This is a genomic window from Serratia proteamaculans (assembly GCF_008830365.1).
Classification (GTDB): Bacteria; Pseudomonadota; Gammaproteobacteria; order Enterobacterales; family Enterobacteriaceae; genus Serratia; species Serratia proteamaculans.
Window position 1 is genome coordinate 149,050 of record NZ_WBKI01000001.1, and the last position, 19,515, is coordinate 168,564.

Sequence of the window (19,515 nt, forward strand, 5' to 3'; positions counted from 1 at the left end):
TTTCCATTGCGACGGTGGAGGAAAAACCATTAAACCCCCGTCAGGAGGCTTAATGGTTTGCAGGCGTGGTGTGATTAATGATCGAGTGATTGCAAAGCCCGCTTGATCAGCTCGGCAGCCAGTTTGCGTTCTGACTCCGAAATACCGTCAAGGTTAAGGCTGGAAAGCTCGGTGACCAGAATACTGCGGTCCTTGCCGCCGATCGACGCATCCAGTGCGGACAGCAATCGGCCAAGAATTTTTAGCAGGGTGGCGTTTTCTGGTACGGCTTCCGGAGCCGAAGTGTCTTTATCAGTCATTAAAAATCCTCTCTGTCGTGACGGAAGGGAGATACTGCAAACATTGTCGTAATGATAGCGACAACGCCGTCCCTCAGGGTTCATTGAGCCCAATCGCTACCGTAAGGCAGGGATGTGGATTTCCACTTATGCGTTGTAGTTATAACAACTAGCAGCAATATGCTCCAGCATAACTTTGCCTTAACTTTCACCCGCAGGGTGAGCAATGTGTGCTCAGTGGCTTAAATAGGCTGGGGTACGGGTATGCGAAATCATGATATCGGTTATGGCGTACAGACGTATGACAGCAAACGGCCCAGCATACTGGGCCATTGGCTTATTGCGGTTTTCCGGAGAACAGGAAACGCAGCAGGGGAATGCGTTTGTGCAGCTCATATAAGACGAAGGCACAGGAGAAGACAAACACCAGACCGAGCACGAAACCCAGCAGATTATTGTCGATATACGGCGTCACAAAAGCGCCATATATCAAGGTCAGTGGGTGGTGCACCAGATATATAAAGAGCGATGCATTGACCAGATAAGTGATTCGGGGTGAGTGATAGTTCAGCAGGTTATGTCCGAATGAGAAAACCACGTTCGCCATCAGGATCCCCAGCAGGGTTTTGATCACCACTTCCAGCTCGAACATATAGCTGCTGTGGGTCAGATACTTCTGATTTAGCATGTAGGCAATGAACAACAGCAGCGAACCGAGCAGCGACCAGAGTGAGGGCTTGAGAAAAATCTCTTTCAGCCACACATACTTAAAGGCGTAAGCACCCAGGATGAAGAACGGCAGGTAGAACATGGTCTCCATTACCACGAAATTGAACAGGCCATTGGAGAGTAAATGCGGTGCGAAAATTAAAATAATGCGGTGCGCGGCCGAGTAGAATAAAGCATAAATAAGAAAGAGCAGTGAGATATTTCCTAATCCAGTCATTTTATTTATTGGATAGGGAAGGGTATTGCTTTTAATCGCCTTGATTTTTTTGAACAGATAAAAACAAAGGGTGGTCAGCAATGTCAGGGTTAATAAAAACCACAGATGAGAAACCAGTTCCCAAACTGTGACATTTATTTTCTGATAGAGCGAAAAATTTTCCCAGCCGTTTAATTTATCGGTGAAGTATTTCAGCATGAAAAACTGTGGCACTGTTATTAACGGGATCGAGCTCAGCAGCGGGATCGCCACCCGTTCCAGTCTGACCTTCAACCACTTATGGCGCTCATAGCGCTCGTAGAGCATGTACGAGAAGTAGCCGGAAATCACGAAGAACACCTGCATGCGGAAGGCATGGATGAAGTCGTTCAGCACCGTTAGCGAGAAGGACGGCGTAGCACTGTTTACCGCCCAGGCGTGGCTGGAATAGATCAGGGACAGATGAAAAGGGATGCCGAGCAACATCAAATAAGCCCGGATCGAATCGAGGAAAAACTCGCGTTGGTTGCTGCCTTTAGTCATAGGTTACCGCTGGTGATTTTATCGAATGGTCATTAACACGCTTAATAAGTCGGCAATGGTTAAATCGAACCTCAAACCCTACTATAGCGTTTCACATTTTTCCATAGCGTCTTGTTGCGGGGCTTGCTACGCTGGTGTTTAGTCAGCTGCTTAAACTATGAGCCATAAACATGAACCATCCATTTATCATGTTGTCGGAAAGCTGAATAATCCATTAATATGGATTTAAATGATTTGAGCACACGAATAGGGGGGGATGTGCTAGTTAATATATTATCCAAGAAACCACGCGCCGCGAGCGTACGTTGGTTAGGTGCGACCGTATTGTTCACGCTGTTTACTTCGCCGGCATGGGCTTTTTCTATTGATGATGTGGCCAAGCAGGCACAGGATCTGGCAGGAAAAGGCTTTGAGGCTCCGAAGAGCAACCTTCCTTCTCAATTCCGTGAGATGAAATTCGCGGACTATCAGCAAATTCAGTTCAATCACGATAAAGCCTATTGGAGCAAGCTGAAAACCCCATTCAAGCTTGAGTTTTATCATCAGGGGATGTATTTTGACACGCCGGTGAAAATCAATGAAGTCACCTCGACCACCGTGAAGCAGATCAAGTACAACCCGGACTACTTCAACTTTGGTTCGGTGAAGCACGATCCAGATTCGGTAAAAAACCTCGGCTTTGCCGGTTTCAAGGTGATTTATCCGATCAACAGTGCGGACAAGAACGACGAAATTATGAGCCTGCTGGGCGCGAGTTACTTCCGCGTGGTGGGTAAAGGGCAGGTTTACGGGATTTCCGCACGTGGCCTGGCGATTGATACTGCATTGCCGTCCGGTGAAGAGTTCCCGCGTTTCCGCGAATTCTGGGTTGAACGTCCGAAGCAGGGCGACAAACATCTGGTGATTTACGCGCTGCTGGATTCACCGCGTGCTACCGGGGCTTACCGTTTTGTGGTCTATCCGGGCCGCGATACCACGGTGGACGTCGAATCTAAAGTGTTCCTGCGCGACAAGGTCGGCAAACTGGGCATGGCACCGCTGACCAGCATGTACCTGTTCGGGCCAAACCAGCCTTCACCAACGCTGAACTACCGTCCGGCGTTACATGACTCTAACGGTCTGTCTATCCATGCCGGCAACGGCGAATGGATCTGGCGTCCGCTGAATAATCCGAAGCATCTGTCCGTCAGCACCTATCAGGTCGAGAACCCGAAAGGTTTCGGTCTGCTGCAGCGTGGCCGTAACTTCAAGGATTACGAAGATCTGGACGACCGTTACGATCTGCGTCCAAGCGCCTGGATCGAACCGCGTGGCGACTGGGGCAAGGGGAAAGTTGAGCTGGTGGAGATCCCAACGGCGGATGAAACCAATGACAACATCGTGGCCTTCTGGACTCCGGACGTGTTGCCGGATGCCAAAACGCCGTTGGCACTAAACTATCGCCTGCATTTCACCCGTGACGAAGACAAACTGCATTCGCAGGACATTGCCTACGTCAGCCAAACCATGCGTTCTACCGGTGATGTGAAGCAGTCTAACCTGATCCGCGAGCCAGACGGCAGCGTGGCATTCCTGGTTGACTTCGTTGGCCCGGTACTGAAAGGCCTGGACGCGGCGACGCCGGTTGCTGCTCAGGTGAGCATCGGTGACAACGGTGAAATGGTAGAAAACAATGTCCGCTATAATCCAGTGACCAAAGGCTGGCGTCTGACGGTGCGTCTGAAAGTGAAAGACGACAAGAAGCCGGTAGAAATGCGCGCAGCGCTGGTCAATGGTGATAAGACCCTGTCGGAAACCTGGAGCTATCAGCTACCTGCCAATGAATAAGCCTACTCAACTTGCCCAGGATTATCTTGCGGCAATGCCTCTGACTGCTCAGCAGTCAGAGGCGCTTAAACCCCAGCCGGGAGCGGATGACGCCCAGGCACTGGAGGCGCTGCATCGCAAGATGGGCGCCGCCGATGCCAACGTCGATACGCTGTCGGCGGATGACGTGGCGCTGGCCTCTGTCAAAGCGCGTATCGAAAGCGCCTGGCCGGATGCGGTCAGCGACGACGATTTTGACAATGATGTGGAAGGCCGCAGTATTCTGAAGGCCACGCCGCCGATTAAACGCACCAGCATGTTCCCGGAAGCCTGGCGCACCAACCCGGTGGCGCGCTTCTGGGATTCTCTGCTGGGGCGCTCGCCGCACAACCGTCATGCTTCCAAAGAGGAAGCCGCCGCGGAAAACCGCTGGCGCGTGGTCGGTTCGATGCGCCGTTATGTGCTGTTGGTGCTGATGCTGGTGCAGACCGGTATCGCTACCTGGTACATGAAAACCATCTTGCCGTATCAGGGCTGGGCGCTGATCGATCCGCTGGCGATGCTGGACCAGGATCTGATGCAGTCTGTGCTGCAACTGCTGCCTTATGTGTTGCAAACCGGTATTCTGATCCTGTTCGCCATTCTGTTCTGTTGGGTGTCGGCCGGGTTCTGGACCGCGCTGATGGGCTTCCTGCAGTTGCTAATCGGCAAAGACAAATACAGTATTTCTTCTACCATCAAAGGCGATGAGCCAATCAATCCGGCGCACCGCACCGCGTTGATCATGCCGATCTGTAACGAAGACGTCGAACGGGTGTTTGCCGGCCTGCGCGCGACCTATGAGTCGGTTGCCGCCACTGGTCAACTCGAACACTTCGATATCTACGTGCTGAGCGACAGCTACGACCCGGATATTTGCATGGCGGAACAGAAGGCCTGGATGGAACTGTGCCGTGACGTAGAAGGCCATGGCCGTATCTTCTATCGCCGCCGTCGCCGCCGTGTGAAGCGTAAAAGCGGCAACATCGACGACTTCTGCCGTCGCTGGGGGGGCGAGTACAGCTACATGGTGATCCTGGATGCCGACAGCGTGATGAGCGGTGAGTGTCTCACCGGTCTGGTACGCCTGATGGAAGCCAATCCGAACGCAGGTATCATCCAGTCGGCGCCGAAAGCCTCGGGTATGGATACGTTGTATGCCCGCGTGCAGCAGTTTGCTACCCGGGTCTACGGGCCGCTGTTTACCGCCGGTCTGCACTTCTGGCAGTTGGGTGAGTCGCACTACTGGGGTCACAACGCGATTATCCGCGTGAAGCCGTTTATCGAGCACTGTGCGCTGGCACCGCTGCCGGGCGAAGGCTCCTTTGCCGGTTCCATCTTGTCGCATGACTTTGTGGAAGCCGCGCTGATGCGTCGTGCCGGTTGGGGCGTGTGGATTGCTTATGATCTGCCGGGCAGCTATGAAGAATTGCCGCCGAACCTGCTGGACGAACTGAAACGTGACCGTCGTTGGTGCCACGGTAACCTGATGAACTTCCGCCTGTTCCTGGTGAAAGGCATGCACCCGGTGCACCGTGCGGTGTTCCTGACCGGTGTAATGTCTTACCTGTCGGCACCGCTGTGGTTTATGTTCCTGGCGTTGTCTACCGCATTGCAGGTGGTGCATACCCTGATGGAGCCGCAGTACTTCTTGCAGCCACGTCAGCTGTTCCCGGTCTGGCCGCAGTGGCGTCCTGAACTGGCGATAGCGCTGTTCTCTACCACTCTGGTGCTGTTGTTCTTGCCTAAGCTGCTCAGTATCGTGCTGATCTGGGCTAAAGGTGCCAAGGAATACGGTGGTGGCGTGCGTCTGTTCCTGTCAATGCTGCTGGAAATGCTGTTCTCGGTGCTGTTGGCACCGGTACGTATGCTATTCCATACGGTGTTCGTGGTCAGTGCCTTCCTCGGTTGGGAAGTGGTGTGGAACTCTCCGCAGCGTGACGACGATGACACGCCATGGAGCGAAGCCTTCAAACGCCATGGTTCACAGATGCTGCTCGGCCTGGTCTGGGCCGGTGGTATGGCCTGGCTGGATCTGCGCTTCCTGTGGTGGTTGTCGCCGATCGTGTTCTCGCTGATCCTGTCACCGATCGTTTCGTCTCTGTCGAGCCGGGCGACGCTGGGTATCAAAAGCAAGCGAGCCAAACTGTTCCTGATCCCGGAAGAGTACTCTCCGCCGCGCGAACTGCTGGCGACCGAAGAGTATTTGCAGCTTAACCGTGAACGTGCTCTGGCCAATGGCTTTATGCACGCGGTGGTTAACCCGTCGTTCAATGCTTTGGCGGCTGCGCTGGCGACCGCGCGTCACCACCTGCGGGGTGCTATCGAGCACAATCGTGAAGAGCGGGTGAACGAGGCATTGCAACTGGGGCCGGAGAAGCTGGTGAAGGGCAAACGCCTGGAGCTGTTAAGCGATCCTGTTGCGTTATCGCGCTTGCATCAGCGTGTTTGGTTACTGCCGGAAGGGGCCGCCTGGCGCGAGCACTACCAGCAACTGCCGCACAATGAACGGGCTCATCCGCAAGGTCAACGTTAAGCCTTGACCGGGTAGCCGAAACGGGGAATGCGCATTGCGTGTTCCCCGTTTTTTTTGGCGCTTCGCTTACGCCATGCTGACAATCTGAATAGAAAAAACTATGTTAACATTCGCAGCGGGCGTTGTTTACTTTCAGAACAACCAGGATCAAGAGTCAATTTGGTGAATCTTTCTGCTTTTCTTCGGCTGGCATTATTGGCAGCAGGCGTGACGCTGTTAACCGGCTGCGGCAGTATTATCAGCCGCACAGTACCGGGCGCTGGCCACGGCCATCAATATTACCCGGGTGTGCAATGGGATCTGCGCGATACGCCCTGGCGTTATGTCACGGTGATCGATGTGCCGCTGTCGATGGTGGTAGATACCTTTATGCTGCCGTTTGATGCGCAGCACGGGCCTTACGAGTAAGCCTGGTCCCGGGTGGCAAACACCAGCAGTTGGTATCCATGCGGGCCGCAGTGGAAGGGGGCCAGCACCGTCATCTTCAATCCCTGCTGATGGGCCGCCAGTGAGTGCGGGTTGCTGTCGTCAATAAACAGAGCGCCAACGTCGAATTCCTCCCGGGTGTGTGCCTTGACGGCGGCGAACAGTTGCTTCAGCACGCCTTTGCCACGCCAGGCGGTATCCAGACACACCGGGCCATACATAAACACCCGCTGTTCATTCAACGGTTGCCCGTTGAACGACTCGCCGGCAAGTTTTTCCAGCATGGTATCCACCACCGGCGGGCGGGGCTGCGCGTCCGTGGTCATCAGGCAAACAAAACCGGCCAACGCCTGATCTTCAACCGCCACCAGAATACCCAGACCCTGGTTAATGCGGGTTAATTGGGCTTCGTTCATACTCGAAACAATAAAACCCTGACGTTTCTGGCTGTCGCTTAAATTGGCCGGGGTATTTTGTGTTTGCAGCTGCAGAATGGCGGGGTAATCCTCGGGGCGTGCCTGGCGGATAATCATGATGCCTCTCTGAAAATGATGGGGAGTTTATGGGCGGGAAGTTTCGCTCCCGCCCGCTATCATTCAACGTTCATCCCACTCGTCGGCGGCGGTTTGGCCCTCTTCGGTATCCAGTGGGGGATCGAGTTGGAAATCCCCTTCTTCCCACTCGTGCAGCGTGTTTTCCTCGATCCATTCGGCGCTGATTTCGACTTCGTCATAATCACCGTCGAAAATGGCCTGTGCGGCGGCACCGCTGCGTAACGTCAGACACTCGACCGATTCCCCTTCTTGCTCAAAGAACTCGGCCTGCCACAGGATATCACCATCCTGCATCACGTACTTTTGCAGATTGAACTGTTGTGGCACCGGCGGTTGATCGTCGTTACCGCTTTCGGCGGACTCAATAAATTCCTCGCGCGCTGCTTCAATTGCTTCTTCCAGGGTTGCATACAGGCTCATGGTTATCTCCAGTAATGAGGGTAACGAAAGGATTTTGGCCGTGCCAAAACGCCATGACTGACATCAAAAGTAATTGTTGCTGCACTGGCGCAGGATGCAAATTTTTTTGTTGTCCGTTTCGCGACGATGGTTGTCCGCCAGGCGGGAGCAGGTCATCTTCCGGCAGGAAATAATAAGGCATCGCTTATGACAGCCCAGGAGATCGCCATGTTACCCAACCCCTCAATCAAATATCGTCCTTTCCCGCAGGTGGTATTACCGGAGCGTCAGTGGCCCGGCCGTACCCTGCAGCAGGCCCCGCGTTGGTGCTCCAGCGATCTGCGTGATGGCAATCAGGCGCTGGCGGAGCCGATGGATAATGACCGTAAGCGCCAGTTCTACCAACTGCTGTTGCAGTGTGGGTTTAAAGAGATTGAGGTGGCGTTTCCTTCGGCGTCGCAAACCGACTTTGATTTTGTTCGCTCATTGATTGATGAGCAGCTGATCCCGAACGACGTCAGCATTCAGGTCTTGACCCAGTCGCGTGACGACCTGATCGATCGCACCTTTGAGGCATTGCGGGGGGCGCCACGAGCTATTGTGCATTTGTATAACGCCACCGCGCCGATGTTCCGTGAAATTGTGTTTAAGCAGGATAAGGCGGCAACGGTGGCGCTGGCGGTCAACGGGGCGCTGCGTATTCGTCAGCAGTGCGAGCAGCAGCCGGAGACCGCCTGGACCTTTGAGTATTCGCCGGAGACCTTCTGCTTTACCGAGCTGGAGTTTGCGCTGGAAATTTGCGAAGCGGTAGCGGATGTCTGGCAGCCTGGCCCTGGGCGGCCGATGATCATCAACCTGCCGGCGACGGTGGAAGTTAGTACGCCGAACGTTTACGCCGACCAGATTGAATGGTTTTGCCGTCGCTTCAGTCAGCGAAATCGGGTGACAATCAGCGTGCATCCGCATAACGATCGCGGTACCGGAGTCGCCTGCGCCGAACTGGCGATGCTGGCCGGCGCCGATCGGGTGGAAGGCTGCCTGTTCGGTAACGGTGAGCGCACCGGTAATGTTGACCTGGTGACGCTGGCGCTCAATTTGTATACCCAGGGTATTGCGCCGGGGCTGGACTTTAGTCAGTTGAAGCAGGTGGTGGAGGTGGTCGAGCAATGCAACCAACTGCCGGTGCACCCGCGTCATCCTTATGCCGGTGAACTGGTTTTCACCGCCTTTTCCGGCTCGCATCAGGATGCGATCAAAAAGGGGTTCGCCGCCCAGCAGCAGCGACAGGATGGCCTGTGGCAGGTGCCTTATCTGCCGCTCGATCCGGCGGACGTCGGCTGCAGTTATGAAGCGGTGATCCGGGTTAACAGCCAGTCGGGCAAAAGTGGGGCGGCCTGGCTGCTGGAACAGAACCATGGATTGTCGTTACCCCGCGGGCTGCAGATTGATTTCAGCAAAGTAGTGCAGCGATCCACCGACGGCAGCGGCAAAGAGATGACCACCGCCGAGTTGTGGCGCCTGTTTCGCGTCAGTTATGGCCTGGTAGAGCAACCGCGCTTGCAATTGCTGAGTTATCAGACCGAGAGTCACAGCGTCGAGGCCTACAGCTTCAGTGCTCGGGTGTTGTTCGAGGGGCAACAGCAGCGGTTGCTGGGCGTAGGGAACGGCCTGTTGTCCAGTGCCGTGGATGCATTGCGTCAGAGTTTTGGACTGAATCTGGCAATAGAGGACTACCACGAGCATACATTAGGGCATCAGAGCCACAGCCGCGCCGTAGCCTACATTCGCTGTACGCTGGCGCACGGTGAGGCGGCTTATGGCGTGGGCATTGACGTCGATTCCGCCAGTGCCTCGTTACAGGCACTGTTCAACGTTGCCGCACGTTATTTGGCGAAATAAGCACTGGGCGCGACGCCGAGCAGGCGACGGAACATGGCGCTGAAAGCACTGGGGCTGTCGTAACCCAGATCCAGCGCCACTTCCAACACCGAATGCCCGGCGGCCAGCGCATTCAATGCCGCCAGTAACCGGGCACGTCGCACCCAGTCACCAAAGCGCAGCCCGGTCTCACGCTGAAAGCGCCGTGACAGCGTGCGGCCACTGACATTGATGTAACGGGCCGCCTGCTCCAACTCCCAAGGGTGTGCCAGCGATTGTTGAATATGCCGACACAGTGTCAGCAGTGCCTCAGTACGCGGCTCGGGTAGATTCAGTGGCAAAATAGGCAGCACGCGCAGCTCATCCAGGATCAGTTCCATGATCCGCTCTTCACGTCCTCCGGTGGGGTAGTCCGCCGTAATATCCATCGCACAGATAATCAGTTCGCGCAGCAACGGGGAAACCTGCACCACTTCACAGCGTGCCGGCAGATCGGCGCGCGCCAGCGGATCGACCAGCAGAGCTCTTGCCGCGACCTTACCAGTGATGCGCAGGCTGTGCTCAACCCGTGCCGGCAGCCAAACGCCGCGCCCTGGCGGTACCACCCAACTGCCCAGACGGGTATTGACCTGCACCACGCCACTGAGGCTATGAATCAGTTGCGCGCAGTCATGGTAGTGGGGCGGCTCGAAGTCGCCGTGCTGGTAATCTTTGGCAATAGGTACAATCGACCGGTTGGCGGGCACAGCGTCATGGAAAAGCAGCATTGTTTGGGGCATCCCCAGTCCGCGGAAAGTGATAACGGTAGCATGCCATGCTGAAACCTTTCGTACCAGCCTATGGTGCGGTGGGGGAATATAGTTTATAAATATACAATATATTATTTTATAAACTATATGGAAGGGTGATGGATATCGACAGCATGCGGCAGGCGGCAGCGCAGGCCGGAACATTACTGCGGACGCTGGGCAATGAGGATCGCTTACTGTTGCTGTGTCAGCTCAGCCAGGGCGAGATGTCGGTAGGGGAATTGGCTCAGGCGTTGGCGATCCGCCAGCCGACACTTTCACAACAGCTTGGCGTATTGCGTCAGGAAGGCTTGGTATCCACACGCCGTGATGGCAAGCAGATTTACTACGCGGTCAGCGATGAAAAGGCGCTGGCAATACTTGGCACCCTGTATCAACTCTATTGTCCAAAACCGGGAGAGGTACAATGACCATTGACTGGCTGCATTTTACGCCGTTATCTGCCCTGGCCGGCGGAGGTATTATTGGTATCGCGGTCACGCTGCTGCTGGTGTTTAACGGCCGTATTACCGGCATCAGCGGGATTACCGGGGGGGTGTTGACGCCGCAGGGCAAAGAGAAAGCCTGGCGGGCCGCATTTCTTGTCGGGTTGTTGGTATCGCCCTGGCTGTATGGTCTTGGCGCGCCACTACCGACAATGCCAGTGAGTGGCAGCAGCCTGTGGCTGATCGTGGCCGGATTGTTGGTGGGGTTGGGTACCCGGTTGGGCGGCGGCTGCACCAGCGGCCATGGCGTTTGCGGTACGGCGAGGCTGGCACCGCGTTCGCTGGCGGCCACGGCGGTATTCATGCTGCTGGGCTTTGCCACGGTCTGGGCAGTTCGTCACTGGGTGGGAGGCTAACACCATGTTCAGATACCTGTTTGCTTTGCTGAGCGGTGCGATTTTTGGTCTTGGCCTGATCGTTGCCGGTATGGCCAATCCGGCCAAGGTCTTGGCATTTCTCGATATTACCGGCCATTGGGATCCGTCGCTGGCATTGGTGATGGTGGGGGCGATTGCGGTGGCGGCACCGGCGTTTATTTGGGCTCGCCACCGACAGCGCAGTTTGTTGGGTGACGAGATGCAGATCCCAACCAACCGTCGTCTTGACGGTCGTTTACTGGCAGGCAGCGCGTTGTTTGGCATTGGCTGGGGCATGGCGGGCATTTGCCCTGGGCCGGCCTGGGTACTCGCCGGGGCGGGCTCTTCGGCTGGTTGGCTGTTCGTGGCGGCGATGCTGGTGGGCATGGCACTGTATGAAATCATTATGATGCGGAGAAAATAATGCCGATAGCTAATGCGGTACTGCGCATTGCGCGCCCGACCGATCGTCTGCAAGAAATTGCGGCTATGTACTGTCAGGGGCTGGGTTTCGAACGGTTGGGCGAGTTCGACGGTCATCAGGGTTTTGACGGCGTGATGGTCGGGCACCCGCAGCATGGTTATCACCTGGAGTTCACTCACCATCGTGGCGTCAAAGTGGGGCAGGCGCCGACGCAAGATCATTTACTGGTGTTTTATTTGCCGGATGAAGCGGACTGGCTGATGGGATGCCAGCGAATGCTGGCCGCCGGTTTTCGGCGTGTCGCCGCCTACAACCCTTATTGGGACACCAGCGGACAGACGTTCGAGGATCTGGACGGTTACCGGGTGGTGTTGCAACAGCGGGCCTGGGAGGCATAAAAAAGCCAGCGCACCGGGCGCTGGCTGAAGGGTAAACGAAACAGTAATCAGGCGTTGGCAGCCGGTTTCTGTGCGCTTTTGCCCTGGGTGTTTTCCATCATGCGGCGGATCGGGACGATCAGCAGGGTCAATACTGCGGCACAGATCAACAGCGCAATTGAGCAGCGTGCGAACAGGTCAGGCAGCATACCCAGTTGGTCGGCTTTCACATGGCCACCGATCAGACCGGCCGCCAGGTTACCCAGCGCGCTGGCGCAGAACCACAGCCCCATCATCTGGCCACGCATTCTTTCCGGCGCCAACAGGGTCATGGTCGCCAGCCCGATAGGGCTAAGGCACAGTTCACCCAGCGTCAGCATTAAAATACTGCCGACCAGCCACAGCGGTGACACGCCCGCGCCGCCGTTGCTCAGCACGTTCTGCGCAGCCAGCATCATCAGCCCGAAGCCCGCAGCGGCAAACAGAATACCGATAACGAACTTGGTGATGCTGCTCAGACGGATTTTGTTACGCGCCAGTGCCGGCCATGCCCAGCTAAATACCGGTGCCAGCAGGATGATAAACAGGGCGTTGATCGACTGGAACCACACCGCCGGGATCTCGAAGCCGCCAATCATACGGTTGGTATAGTCGTTGGCAAACAGGTTGAACGAGGTCGGTTTCTGTTCGAAGGCTGACCAGAAGAAGGCTGCGGACACCAGCAGGATGAAGCAGACCAACAGGCGGGCGCGTTCTTTACGGCTCAGGCCGGCAAACACGAACAGGTAAATGAAGTACAGGGTGACCGAGGCGGCAATCACGTAAACCAGCGTACTGGCCACGGCGACCGGGTTAATCACAATGATGCCCTGGGCAATCAGGGTGATAATCACCGCCGCACCGACGGCCAGCGCAATCAGCCAGGCGCCGACGCCGTTTTTCTTGGCGACCGGGCTGTTCCAGGTAGAATCCAGGCCCACTTCGCTGTCATAGCGTTTCATCGCCGGGACGGCAAATACGCGGAAGATCACCAGCGCGACCAGCATACCGATACCCCCGATACCGAAGCCCCAGTGCCAGCCGTGGGAACGGATCAACCAGCCGGAGATCAACGGGGCGATAAACGAGCCCATGTTGATGCCCATATAGAACAGCGAGAAACCACCGTCACGGCGGTTGTCGCCTTTCTTGTACAGCGTACCGACCATCACCGAGATACAGGTTTTGAACAGGCCGGAACCCAGCACGATAAACATCAGGCCGATGAAGAACAGGTTGTTGCCCATAAAGGCAGACAGCGCGATCGACAGGTGGCCGAGGGCGATCAGAATCGAGCCGTACCAGACCGCTTTTTGCTGACCCAGCCAGTTATCTGCCAACCAGCCGCCCGGCAGGGCTGCCAGATACATGCTGCCGGCAAAAATACCGACAATCGCTGAAGCGTTTTCACGTGCCAACCCCATGCCGCCGTCGTATACCGTGGCAGCCATAAACAGGATCAGTAATGGGCGAATGCCGTAAAACGAGAACCGCTCCCACATTTCGGTAAAGAACAGGGATCCCAGCGGATAAGGATGGCCGAAGAAGGTCCGGCTTTCTTGGTTATTAACAGAGGATTGCATAACGTCTTCCCAATAAAATGCGCCGCATTGATGCAGCTTATATTGTGGTATGTATGTGTATTTAAGGAAGGTGATCCACCCAGTGCGGATTACCCGACAAAACCGCAGCCGCAGCGCCCGTTAACCGTGGAAAGCGCGTCGGCCTTTTTTCACTTGGCCAATGTTTTACATCGGGCGTGATATTATTTAACCATTTGATAACTGGATGGTGGTTTTGTCTAGTCCCTGTATCCCATTTTTTAGATGAAAAGTCGACAAACATCTCCTTTCCTGGTTTTTATGTTGGTTACGGCGGGAATGTTATTGACAGGTGGTTTATTGCACTAAAAGTTAATAACTGTTTTAAAAACAAGTAATTGAATTAAGAATTATCTGATGAGTGCTGGCAGAGGGATACTGAAGGGTATCAATACTAAAAGTAGGGTAAACGGGTCGTCGGCTCATTTAAGTGAGGGAACTGGTGATAAATACGGCTATTACTCTTCCTGCAGGGTGTCTTCCCTCATCCGCGTCGGTCGGCGTTGCAAACACCACCAGGAATAAATCGCGTTGAACAGCACCACCACGGCGGTGACGCAGAATACCGCGCGAAAGCCATAGCTGGCGGAGACGGCGGCACCCATCAATGGGCCACTGACGTTGCCTATATCGCGGAATGATTGGTTATAGCTGAAAATCCGCCCGGCTACCTGATTGGTGCAGTTATAGATCAGCAAGGTTTGTACCGCTGGCAACAGCGCACCGTCGGCCGCACCCAGCAGGAAGCGCAGTACGCCGAGTTGCCACGGGGTTTGCACAAAGGCCATTGGGATCAGCAATAGCACCGATACGATCAGCATAAACACCAAGATACGCTCCGGGCCGATCCTGTCGCCCAGTTTGCCCAGCCGTGGCGCACTCATTAGCGCGGCGACGCCCGGCACCGAGGCGATCAGGCCACTGACAAAGGCCAGATTATGAATATTACCGGCCAGGTCACGCACGTACAGCGTCAGGATCGGCGCTATGGAGCCGGTAGCGATTTGAATAATCATGGTAGTGACAAACAGACTGAGGATCAGCTTGGGGCTTTTTAGCGCCGCAAACACCTGACGGGCGTGCAGCATGTCTTTTTTCTGCACCGGGGTGAATTGCTCTTTGACATACAGCAGTGTCAGAACAAAGCAGGCCAGCAGCACACCGGCGGTAATGTAGAACACCGGACGCAGGCCATATTGGTCGGCTAGGAGGCCACCAATCAGTGGCCCAATCAAGGCACCACTGACCCCGCCGGTGGACAGGGTACCCAGCGCCCAGCCGCTGCGATTGCGCGGCACCTGAGTGGCGATCAGCGCGTTGGCGTTGGGGATAAAACCGCCGAGCAGGCCCAGTACCGCACGCAGCGCCAAAAATTGCCAGATATTCTGCGCCATGCCCATCAACAGCATCACAATCGCCATACCCAGTGCCGATCGCAACAGCATCAGCTTACGTCCGCGCCGGTCAGCCAGCCCGCCCCAGAACGGGGAGGCAATCGCAGAAAACAGGAAGGTGATACTAAAAACCAGGCCAGACCACATGTTCAGCGCTTGGTGGCCGGTGACGCCAAGGGTTTCTACATAAAGCGGCAGGAATGGCATGATCAGGCTGAAGGCGGCACCGGTGAGGAAACACCCCAGCCAGGTGACAAAAAGATTGCGTTTCCAGTTGATGGGTTCTGGTGCCGAAGCCATATTTTCCTGCTGCATAAGGTGGGGCGCTTTGCGGACGTGCACAAGCAAGGGGGCAAAGCAAAAAAGTTAGCCTGGTAAGTATGCGCTTAATTATAGGCGGCATCAATTGATGTGGGGAGGGATGGGCGGAAAATGAAATAAAGTTTTAAAAATAGAATATTGGCAGTATTCCGCGCTGTGCGCGCGGAAAATCGGCAGATTTAAAGCCCGGCGAGCAGTTCAAAACCACTGGCGGTGGTGGATAGGGCGACATCGGTAATCTCATAGTGCGCTACGGCGTTGAAGGGATCCTGCGCAACAATGGCGTCCAGTTGGGCGCGATCTATGCCCTTCACCAGGATCACACCGCCGGTGCGTGGATTCTTACGGCCGGAGGCGATGAAAGTGCCGTCTTGGAAATATTTTTTCAGCCAGGCAAGGTGCCCTTCAAGGTGGCCGTCGACTTCTGCAATCGGGCGGTGGTAGGTCAGGTTAACGATGTACATAACAACTCCAGGATTAGCGACGAAGGCTTTACCATCCCACCGTTACCGCCGATTCTCAAGATCAGTGGAATAAAAAACCCGCCGTGCGGCGGGTTAGCGGTCAGTACAGCGAAGGCTCGCCTTCCGGACGAGTTTTAAAGCGGCGATGCAGCCACATGTACTGATCCGGTGCCATCAGGATCTCCTTCTCCACCACTTTGTTCATAAAGGCTGCGGCCTCGAACTCATTATCCAGCGGGAAGTTTTCCACCGCCGGCTGCATGATCAGTTCGTACCCTTTGGCGTCCGGCAGGCGGCGTGGGGTAAAAGGAATAATCGCGGGTTTACCCATTCTCGCCAGTATGTAGCTGCCGGTGGTGGTGGCGGCTTTCTCCACGGCGAACAGCGGGGCGAACACGCTGCTGCGTGGGCCGTAGTCGTGATCCGGGGCGTACCAGATGATGTCGCCCTGTTTCAACGCACGGATCATGCCTTTCACGTCTTTACGGTCCAACATCGATTTGTTGGAACGCATGCGACCCCAGGTTTGCAGCCAGTCCATCAGCTTGTTGTCGTGCGGCCGGTAAACGCCGATACCTGGGTTATGAATGCCAAAGATCCGGGCACCGAGCTCCAGCGTCAGGAAGTGCAGGCCGATCAGCAGTACACCCTGATGGTTGTCTCGAGCCTTCTGAATATGTTCCAGCCCGCGGACCTGGAACCAGCGCTCGATACGCCAGTTTGGCCAAAACCACGCCATGCCGGTTTCAAATAACCCCATGCCGACGGACTCAAAGTTCTGAACCACCAGCGCATCACGCTCGGCCTGTGGCATATCAGGGAAGCACAGCATCAGGTTACGCTGGGCAATCTCCACGCGGCGTCTGAGAAAGCGCATGGAAAAACGACCCAGCGAGGTGCCAAGGCGATAGATAATCGGGTAAGGCAGCAAGACCAGCAGATAGAGCAAACCGATGCCGATCCAGGTAAGCCAGTAACGCGGATGCAGTAAAGAGCGATTAAAAGAAGGAACTTGAGTCATGTGTTCTCAGCTTAGAAGCAGTCATTTAATGATAATAACAGAATGATGGGAGGGCCAGTTCTGCACCGAAGCCTTGACCCTGCACGATTTTCTGCCGTTTATAACCGACTATTGTGGCATTTTTATCGCACAACGTGAAAAGGCACCGCATTAAAACATCATTTTTAATGATAAATGGATATAAGTTGGCCAATAATTCGACAGAACCGCTCTAAAGGATAAAATCCGTAAGCGACAGACGCGTATTATACCGCGCAATTATTCAGGGGGTTTTATGTTGGCATCATGGTTAAGTGCGGGACTATTGGTTACCGGGGCATTGTTGGGCAGCCTGGGGGCCCACCTGCAATTTAATCCGTTGCTGGCGGTGTCGGGCGTCGCCCTGTTGGCGGGGATCGTAATTTCCGGTTTTACCGAATGCCGGGGCGGGCGCTGAGCCTCACCCCGGTTTCCTCAGCCGTTTTTAAACAAGCCTTTTAATACGTGCGGTTCAGAGCGCCAATATTGCGGCGGTGCACTGACCTTTTCACCCAGTTTAGCGGCGGCGTGCCAAGGCCAGCGTGGGTTGTATAGGATGCCGCGAGCCAGCGCGATCATATCCGCCTGCCCGGTGGCGACAATCGCTTCCGCCTGTTCCGGCTCGGTAATCAGCCCGACCGCGATGGTGGGCAGCCCGCTTTCCCGCTTGATGGTTTCGGCGAACGGTACCTGATAATTAGGACCCACCGGGATCTTCTGCTGTGGTGAAAGGCCGCCGCTGGAAACGTGAATATAGTCGCAGCCCAGCTGTTTCAGCGTTTTTGCCAGCGCAACCGACTGCTGCTCATCCCAACCCCCCTCGACCCAGTCACTGGCGGAAATACGCACGCCGAGTGCCTTGTGCGCCGGGAACACGGCACGCACTTCAGTGTAAATTTCCAGCAGCAGGCGCATGCGGTTTTGCAATGAGCCGCCGTACTGGTCGCTGCGCTGGTTAGCCAACGGTGAAAGGAACTGGTGCAGCAGATAGCCGTGCGCGCCATGTAGCTCAATCAATTCAAAACCGAGCCGATCGGCGCGTTTTGCTGCGTCAACAAACTGGGCTTTCAAGCGTTCAATCTGTTCCAGGCTCATTGCCGCGGGAGACTCATCCTGCTGGGCGAAGGGGACCGCGGAGGCGGAGAGCGTCTGCCAGCCACCGTTGGCGGCATTAAGTTGACCACCGCCTGCCCAGGGGACAGCGCAGGAGGCTTTGCGCCCGGCATGGCCCAGTTGAATACCCAGTGGCATGGTGGCGTGTTTTTTCACTACCTGTACCACATCCGCTAACGCCTGTTCGGTTGTGTCGTCCCACAGGCCGAGATCGTTGGGGGTAATACGCCCTTCAGGCGCTACCGAAGTCGCCTCGACAATCAACAAACCGGCACCGGACAATGACAGGTGCCCAAGATGCAGGGTATGCCATTCGGTAGCTTTGCCGTGTTCGGCGGAATATTGGCACATGGGTGCGATAATAATACGGTTGGGTAAATTCAGTTTTCCCAGCGTTATCGGGGTAAATAGCTGACTCATGACGTCCTCCAGATCCGTGGCCAATAGGGGATAAGCTCCTACTAGGAGTATCGGGATTTGTGAACAGCGTCAAGTTTCCAGCGCTTCACCTCATCGACGGGTTAATGCTGTTTTGAGCCACATTTTCGGGTATTATGTGCGCCGCGCGTGGGCCTGTGGTCGGCGCGTGTTCAAATCAGTCACCTCCCGAAAGACAGGAAAGTACACCATGCCAGTGTTACATAACCGAATTTCTAATGAGGAACTGAAGGCGCGCATGCTGGCGGAAACCGAGCCGCGCACCACAGTTTCTTTTTATAAATATTTCACCATCGAAGATCCCAAAGCGTTTCGCGACAGCCTGTATGTTCAGTTCGACAAGCTGAAGGTGTTTGGCCGCATTTATGTGGCGAAAGAGGGTATCAACGCGCAAATCAGCGTGCCGCAGAATAAGTTTGAGGCGTTCAAAGCCGCGCTGTTTGCCTCACATCCGGCGCTGGATCAGGTGCGTCTGAATATCGCTCTGGAAGACGATGGAAAATCCTTCTGGGTGCTGCGCCTGAAGGTGCGCGAACGCATCGTTGCCGACGGTCTGGATGATGAGAGCTTCAACCCGGCAAACGTCGGTGAGTATCTGCAGGCCGATCGCGTTAACCAGATGATTGACGATCCGGATACGCTGTTTGTCGATATGCGTAACCATTACGAATATGAAGTCGGCCACTTTGAAAACGCTATCGAAGTGCCTTCAGACACTTTCCGTGACCAACTGCCGATGGCGGTTGAGATGCTGCAGGACAATAAAGACAAAAATATTGTCATGTACTGCACCGGCGGTATCCGCTGTGAAAAAGCCAGTGCCTATATGTTGCATAACGGCTTCAAGAACGTCTATCACGTGGAAGGCGGGATTATTGAGTATGCACGCAAGGCCAAAGAGCAGGGGTTACCGCTGAAGTTTGTCGGCAAAAACTTTGTGTTTGATGAGCGCATGGGCGAGCGGATTTCCGACGACGTGATCGCCAATTGCCACCAGTGCGGTGCACCTTGCGATACTCACACCAACTGCCTGAATGACGGCTGTCACCTGCTGTTTATTCAGTGTCCGAGCTGTGCGGCCAAATTTGAAGGCTGTTGCAGCGAGATCTGCCGCGAAGAGTTGAAGTTGCCGCGTGAAGAACAGCGTGCGCGCCGTGCCGGTCGTGAAAATGGCGTCAAGATTTTCAATAAGTCGAAAGGGTTATTGCAGACCACGATGCACATTCCGGCACCGGAAGATGAAGGCCCGGCAAGCTGAGCCAACAGCAAGC

At 55.3% G+C, this 19,515-nt stretch carries 21 protein-coding genes; 10 read left to right on the plus strand and 11 right to left on the minus strand.

Annotated features, from left to right (window positions below; genetic code table 11):
• Positions 1–74 precede the first annotated feature (74 nt).
• Both F8R23_RS00690 and mdoC read right to left on the minus strand, forming a co-directional pair.
• A complete protein-coding gene (locus F8R23_RS00690) occupies positions 75–299 on the minus strand; it encodes a hypothetical protein (protein ID WP_085116203.1) in 225 nt (74 codons plus the stop codon).
• Positions 300–615: 316 nt separating this feature from the next.
• Complete coding sequence (mdoC, locus tag F8R23_RS00695) at positions 616–1,746, minus strand: glucans biosynthesis protein MdoC (protein WP_151415142.1); 1,131 nt, start codon at positions 1,744–1,746, stop codon at positions 616–618.
• 258 nt (positions 1,747–2,004) lie between these two features.
• On the opposite strand from mdoC, the gene F8R23_RS00700 reads away from it, so the two are divergent.
• The 3 genes from F8R23_RS00700 (at position 2,005) to F8R23_RS00710 (ending at position 6,535) form a co-directional block, all read left to right on the plus strand.
• The gene (locus F8R23_RS00700) at positions 2,005–3,573 is read left to right on the plus strand and encodes a glucan biosynthesis protein G (protein WP_176980288.1); all 1,569 of its coding nucleotides are present in this window, start codon (positions 2,005–2,007) and stop codon (positions 3,571–3,573) included.
• Positions 3,566–6,127 (plus strand): glucans biosynthesis glucosyltransferase MdoH, encoded by a 2,562-nt coding sequence (gene mdoH / locus F8R23_RS00705; RefSeq protein ID WP_129938780.1) that lies wholly within the window; start codon positions 3,566–3,568, stop codon positions 6,125–6,127. Before F8R23_RS00700 ends, mdoH begins: the two co-directional genes overlap by 8 nt.
• Before the next feature lie 162 nt (positions 6,128–6,289).
• Complete coding sequence (locus F8R23_RS00710; RefSeq protein WP_099065689.1) at positions 6,290–6,535, plus strand: YceK/YidQ family lipoprotein; 246 nt, start codon at positions 6,290–6,292, stop codon at positions 6,533–6,535.
• Here the strand turns inward: F8R23_RS00710 and F8R23_RS00715 are convergent.
• Positions 6,526–7,086: a GNAT family N-acetyltransferase gene (locus F8R23_RS00715; protein WP_151415143.1), complete on the minus strand. Its 561-nt coding sequence runs from the start codon at positions 7,084–7,086 to the stop codon at positions 6,526–6,528. The two genes, F8R23_RS00710 and F8R23_RS00715, sit on opposite strands and share 10 nt — an antisense overlap.
• 63 nt (positions 7,087–7,149) lie before the next feature.
• The gene (locus F8R23_RS00720) at positions 7,150–7,527 is read right to left on the minus strand and encodes a MysB family protein (RefSeq protein WP_085116209.1); all 378 of its coding nucleotides are present in this window, start codon (positions 7,525–7,527) and stop codon (positions 7,150–7,152) included.
• Positions 7,528–7,734: 207 nt separating this feature from the next.
• Between F8R23_RS00720 and leuA the strand changes: the two genes are divergently transcribed.
• Positions 7,735–9,405 carry a 2-isopropylmalate synthase gene (gene leuA / locus F8R23_RS00725; protein WP_129938779.1) on the plus strand — a complete coding sequence of 557 codons (1,671 nt, stop codon included), beginning with the start codon at positions 7,735–7,737 and terminating at the stop codon, positions 9,403–9,405.
• Here leuA and F8R23_RS00730 read toward each other — a convergent pair.
• Positions 9,390–10,151 carry an AraC family transcriptional regulator gene (locus tag F8R23_RS00730; RefSeq protein ID WP_085116211.1) on the minus strand — a complete coding sequence of 254 codons (762 nt, stop codon included), beginning with the start codon at positions 10,149–10,151 and terminating at the stop codon, positions 9,390–9,392. The genes leuA and F8R23_RS00730 overlap by 16 nt on opposite strands.
• A 140-nt stretch (positions 10,152–10,291) precedes the next feature.
• Here F8R23_RS00730 and F8R23_RS00735 point away from each other — a divergent pair, with 140 nt between their 5' ends.
• The 4 genes from F8R23_RS00735 to F8R23_RS00750 are packed head-to-tail and all read left to right on the plus strand — an operon-like array spanning position 10,292 to position 11,856.
• Positions 10,292–10,603, plus strand: a complete 312-nt coding sequence (locus F8R23_RS00735; RefSeq protein WP_129934982.1) for an ArsR/SmtB family transcription factor — start codon at positions 10,292–10,294, stop codon at positions 10,601–10,603.
• On the plus strand, positions 10,600–11,034 hold the full coding sequence (locus tag F8R23_RS00740; protein ID WP_112348159.1) for a YeeE/YedE family protein: 435 nt from the start codon (positions 10,600–10,602) through the stop codon (positions 11,032–11,034). The genes F8R23_RS00735 and F8R23_RS00740 overlap by 4 nt, the downstream gene beginning before the upstream one ends.
• Before the next feature lie 4 nt (positions 11,035–11,038).
• A complete protein-coding gene (locus F8R23_RS00745; protein WP_129938778.1) occupies positions 11,039–11,458 on the plus strand; it encodes a YeeE/YedE family protein in 420 nt (139 codons plus the stop codon).
• A complete protein-coding gene (locus F8R23_RS00750; protein ID WP_129934980.1) occupies positions 11,458–11,856 on the plus strand; it encodes a VOC family protein in 399 nt (132 codons plus the stop codon). Before F8R23_RS00745 ends, F8R23_RS00750 begins: the two co-directional genes overlap by 1 nt.
• A gap of 47 nt (positions 11,857–11,903) precedes the next feature.
• On the opposite strand, the gene F8R23_RS00755 is transcribed toward F8R23_RS00750, so the two are convergent.
• From F8R23_RS00755 to F8R23_RS00770, 5 genes are all read right to left on the minus strand, one after another.
• Positions 11,904–13,457, minus strand: coding sequence for a peptide MFS transporter (locus F8R23_RS00755; RefSeq protein ID WP_129934979.1), 1,554 nt, complete (start codon positions 13,455–13,457; stop codon positions 11,904–11,906).
• A 61-nt stretch (positions 13,458–13,518) separates the two neighbouring features.
• Positions 13,519–13,719: a hypothetical protein gene (locus F8R23_RS24105; RefSeq protein WP_129934978.1), complete on the minus strand. Its 201-nt coding sequence runs from the start codon at positions 13,717–13,719 to the stop codon at positions 13,519–13,521.
• A 214-nt stretch (positions 13,720–13,933) separates the two neighbouring features.
• Complete coding sequence (mdtG, locus tag F8R23_RS00760; RefSeq protein ID WP_129938776.1) at positions 13,934–15,169, minus strand: multidrug efflux MFS transporter MdtG; 1,236 nt, start codon at positions 15,167–15,169, stop codon at positions 13,934–13,936.
• A 200-nt stretch (positions 15,170–15,369) separates the two neighbouring features.
• A complete protein-coding gene (locus F8R23_RS00765; RefSeq protein WP_151415144.1) occupies positions 15,370–15,654 on the minus strand; it encodes a YciI family protein in 285 nt (94 codons plus the stop codon).
• Between the two features lie 100 nt (positions 15,655–15,754).
• A complete protein-coding gene (locus F8R23_RS00770) occupies positions 15,755–16,675 on the minus strand; it encodes a Kdo(2)-lipid IV(A) acyltransferase (RefSeq protein WP_129934976.1) in 921 nt (306 codons plus the stop codon).
• Positions 16,676–16,949: 274 nt separating this feature from the next.
• Between F8R23_RS00770 and F8R23_RS00775 the strand changes: the two genes are divergently transcribed.
• Entirely contained in the window at positions 16,950–17,111 is a 162-nt protein-coding gene (locus F8R23_RS00775; RefSeq protein WP_099064822.1) for a histidine kinase, read from the plus strand.
• A gap of 17 nt (positions 17,112–17,128) precedes the next feature.
• Here F8R23_RS00775 and F8R23_RS00780 read toward each other — a convergent pair whose 3' ends face one another.
• Positions 17,129–18,226: an NADH:flavin oxidoreductase/NADH oxidase gene (locus F8R23_RS00780; protein WP_151415145.1), complete on the minus strand. Its 1,098-nt coding sequence runs from the start codon at positions 18,224–18,226 to the stop codon at positions 17,129–17,131.
• A 208-nt stretch (positions 18,227–18,434) separates the two neighbouring features.
• On the opposite strand from F8R23_RS00780, the gene trhO reads away from it, so the two are divergent.
• The gene (gene trhO, locus F8R23_RS00785; protein WP_129934975.1) at positions 18,435–19,502 is read left to right on the plus strand and encodes an oxygen-dependent tRNA uridine(34) hydroxylase TrhO; all 1,068 of its coding nucleotides are present in this window, start codon (positions 18,435–18,437) and stop codon (positions 19,500–19,502) included.
• The last annotated feature ends 13 nt before the right edge of the window (positions 19,503–19,515 follow it).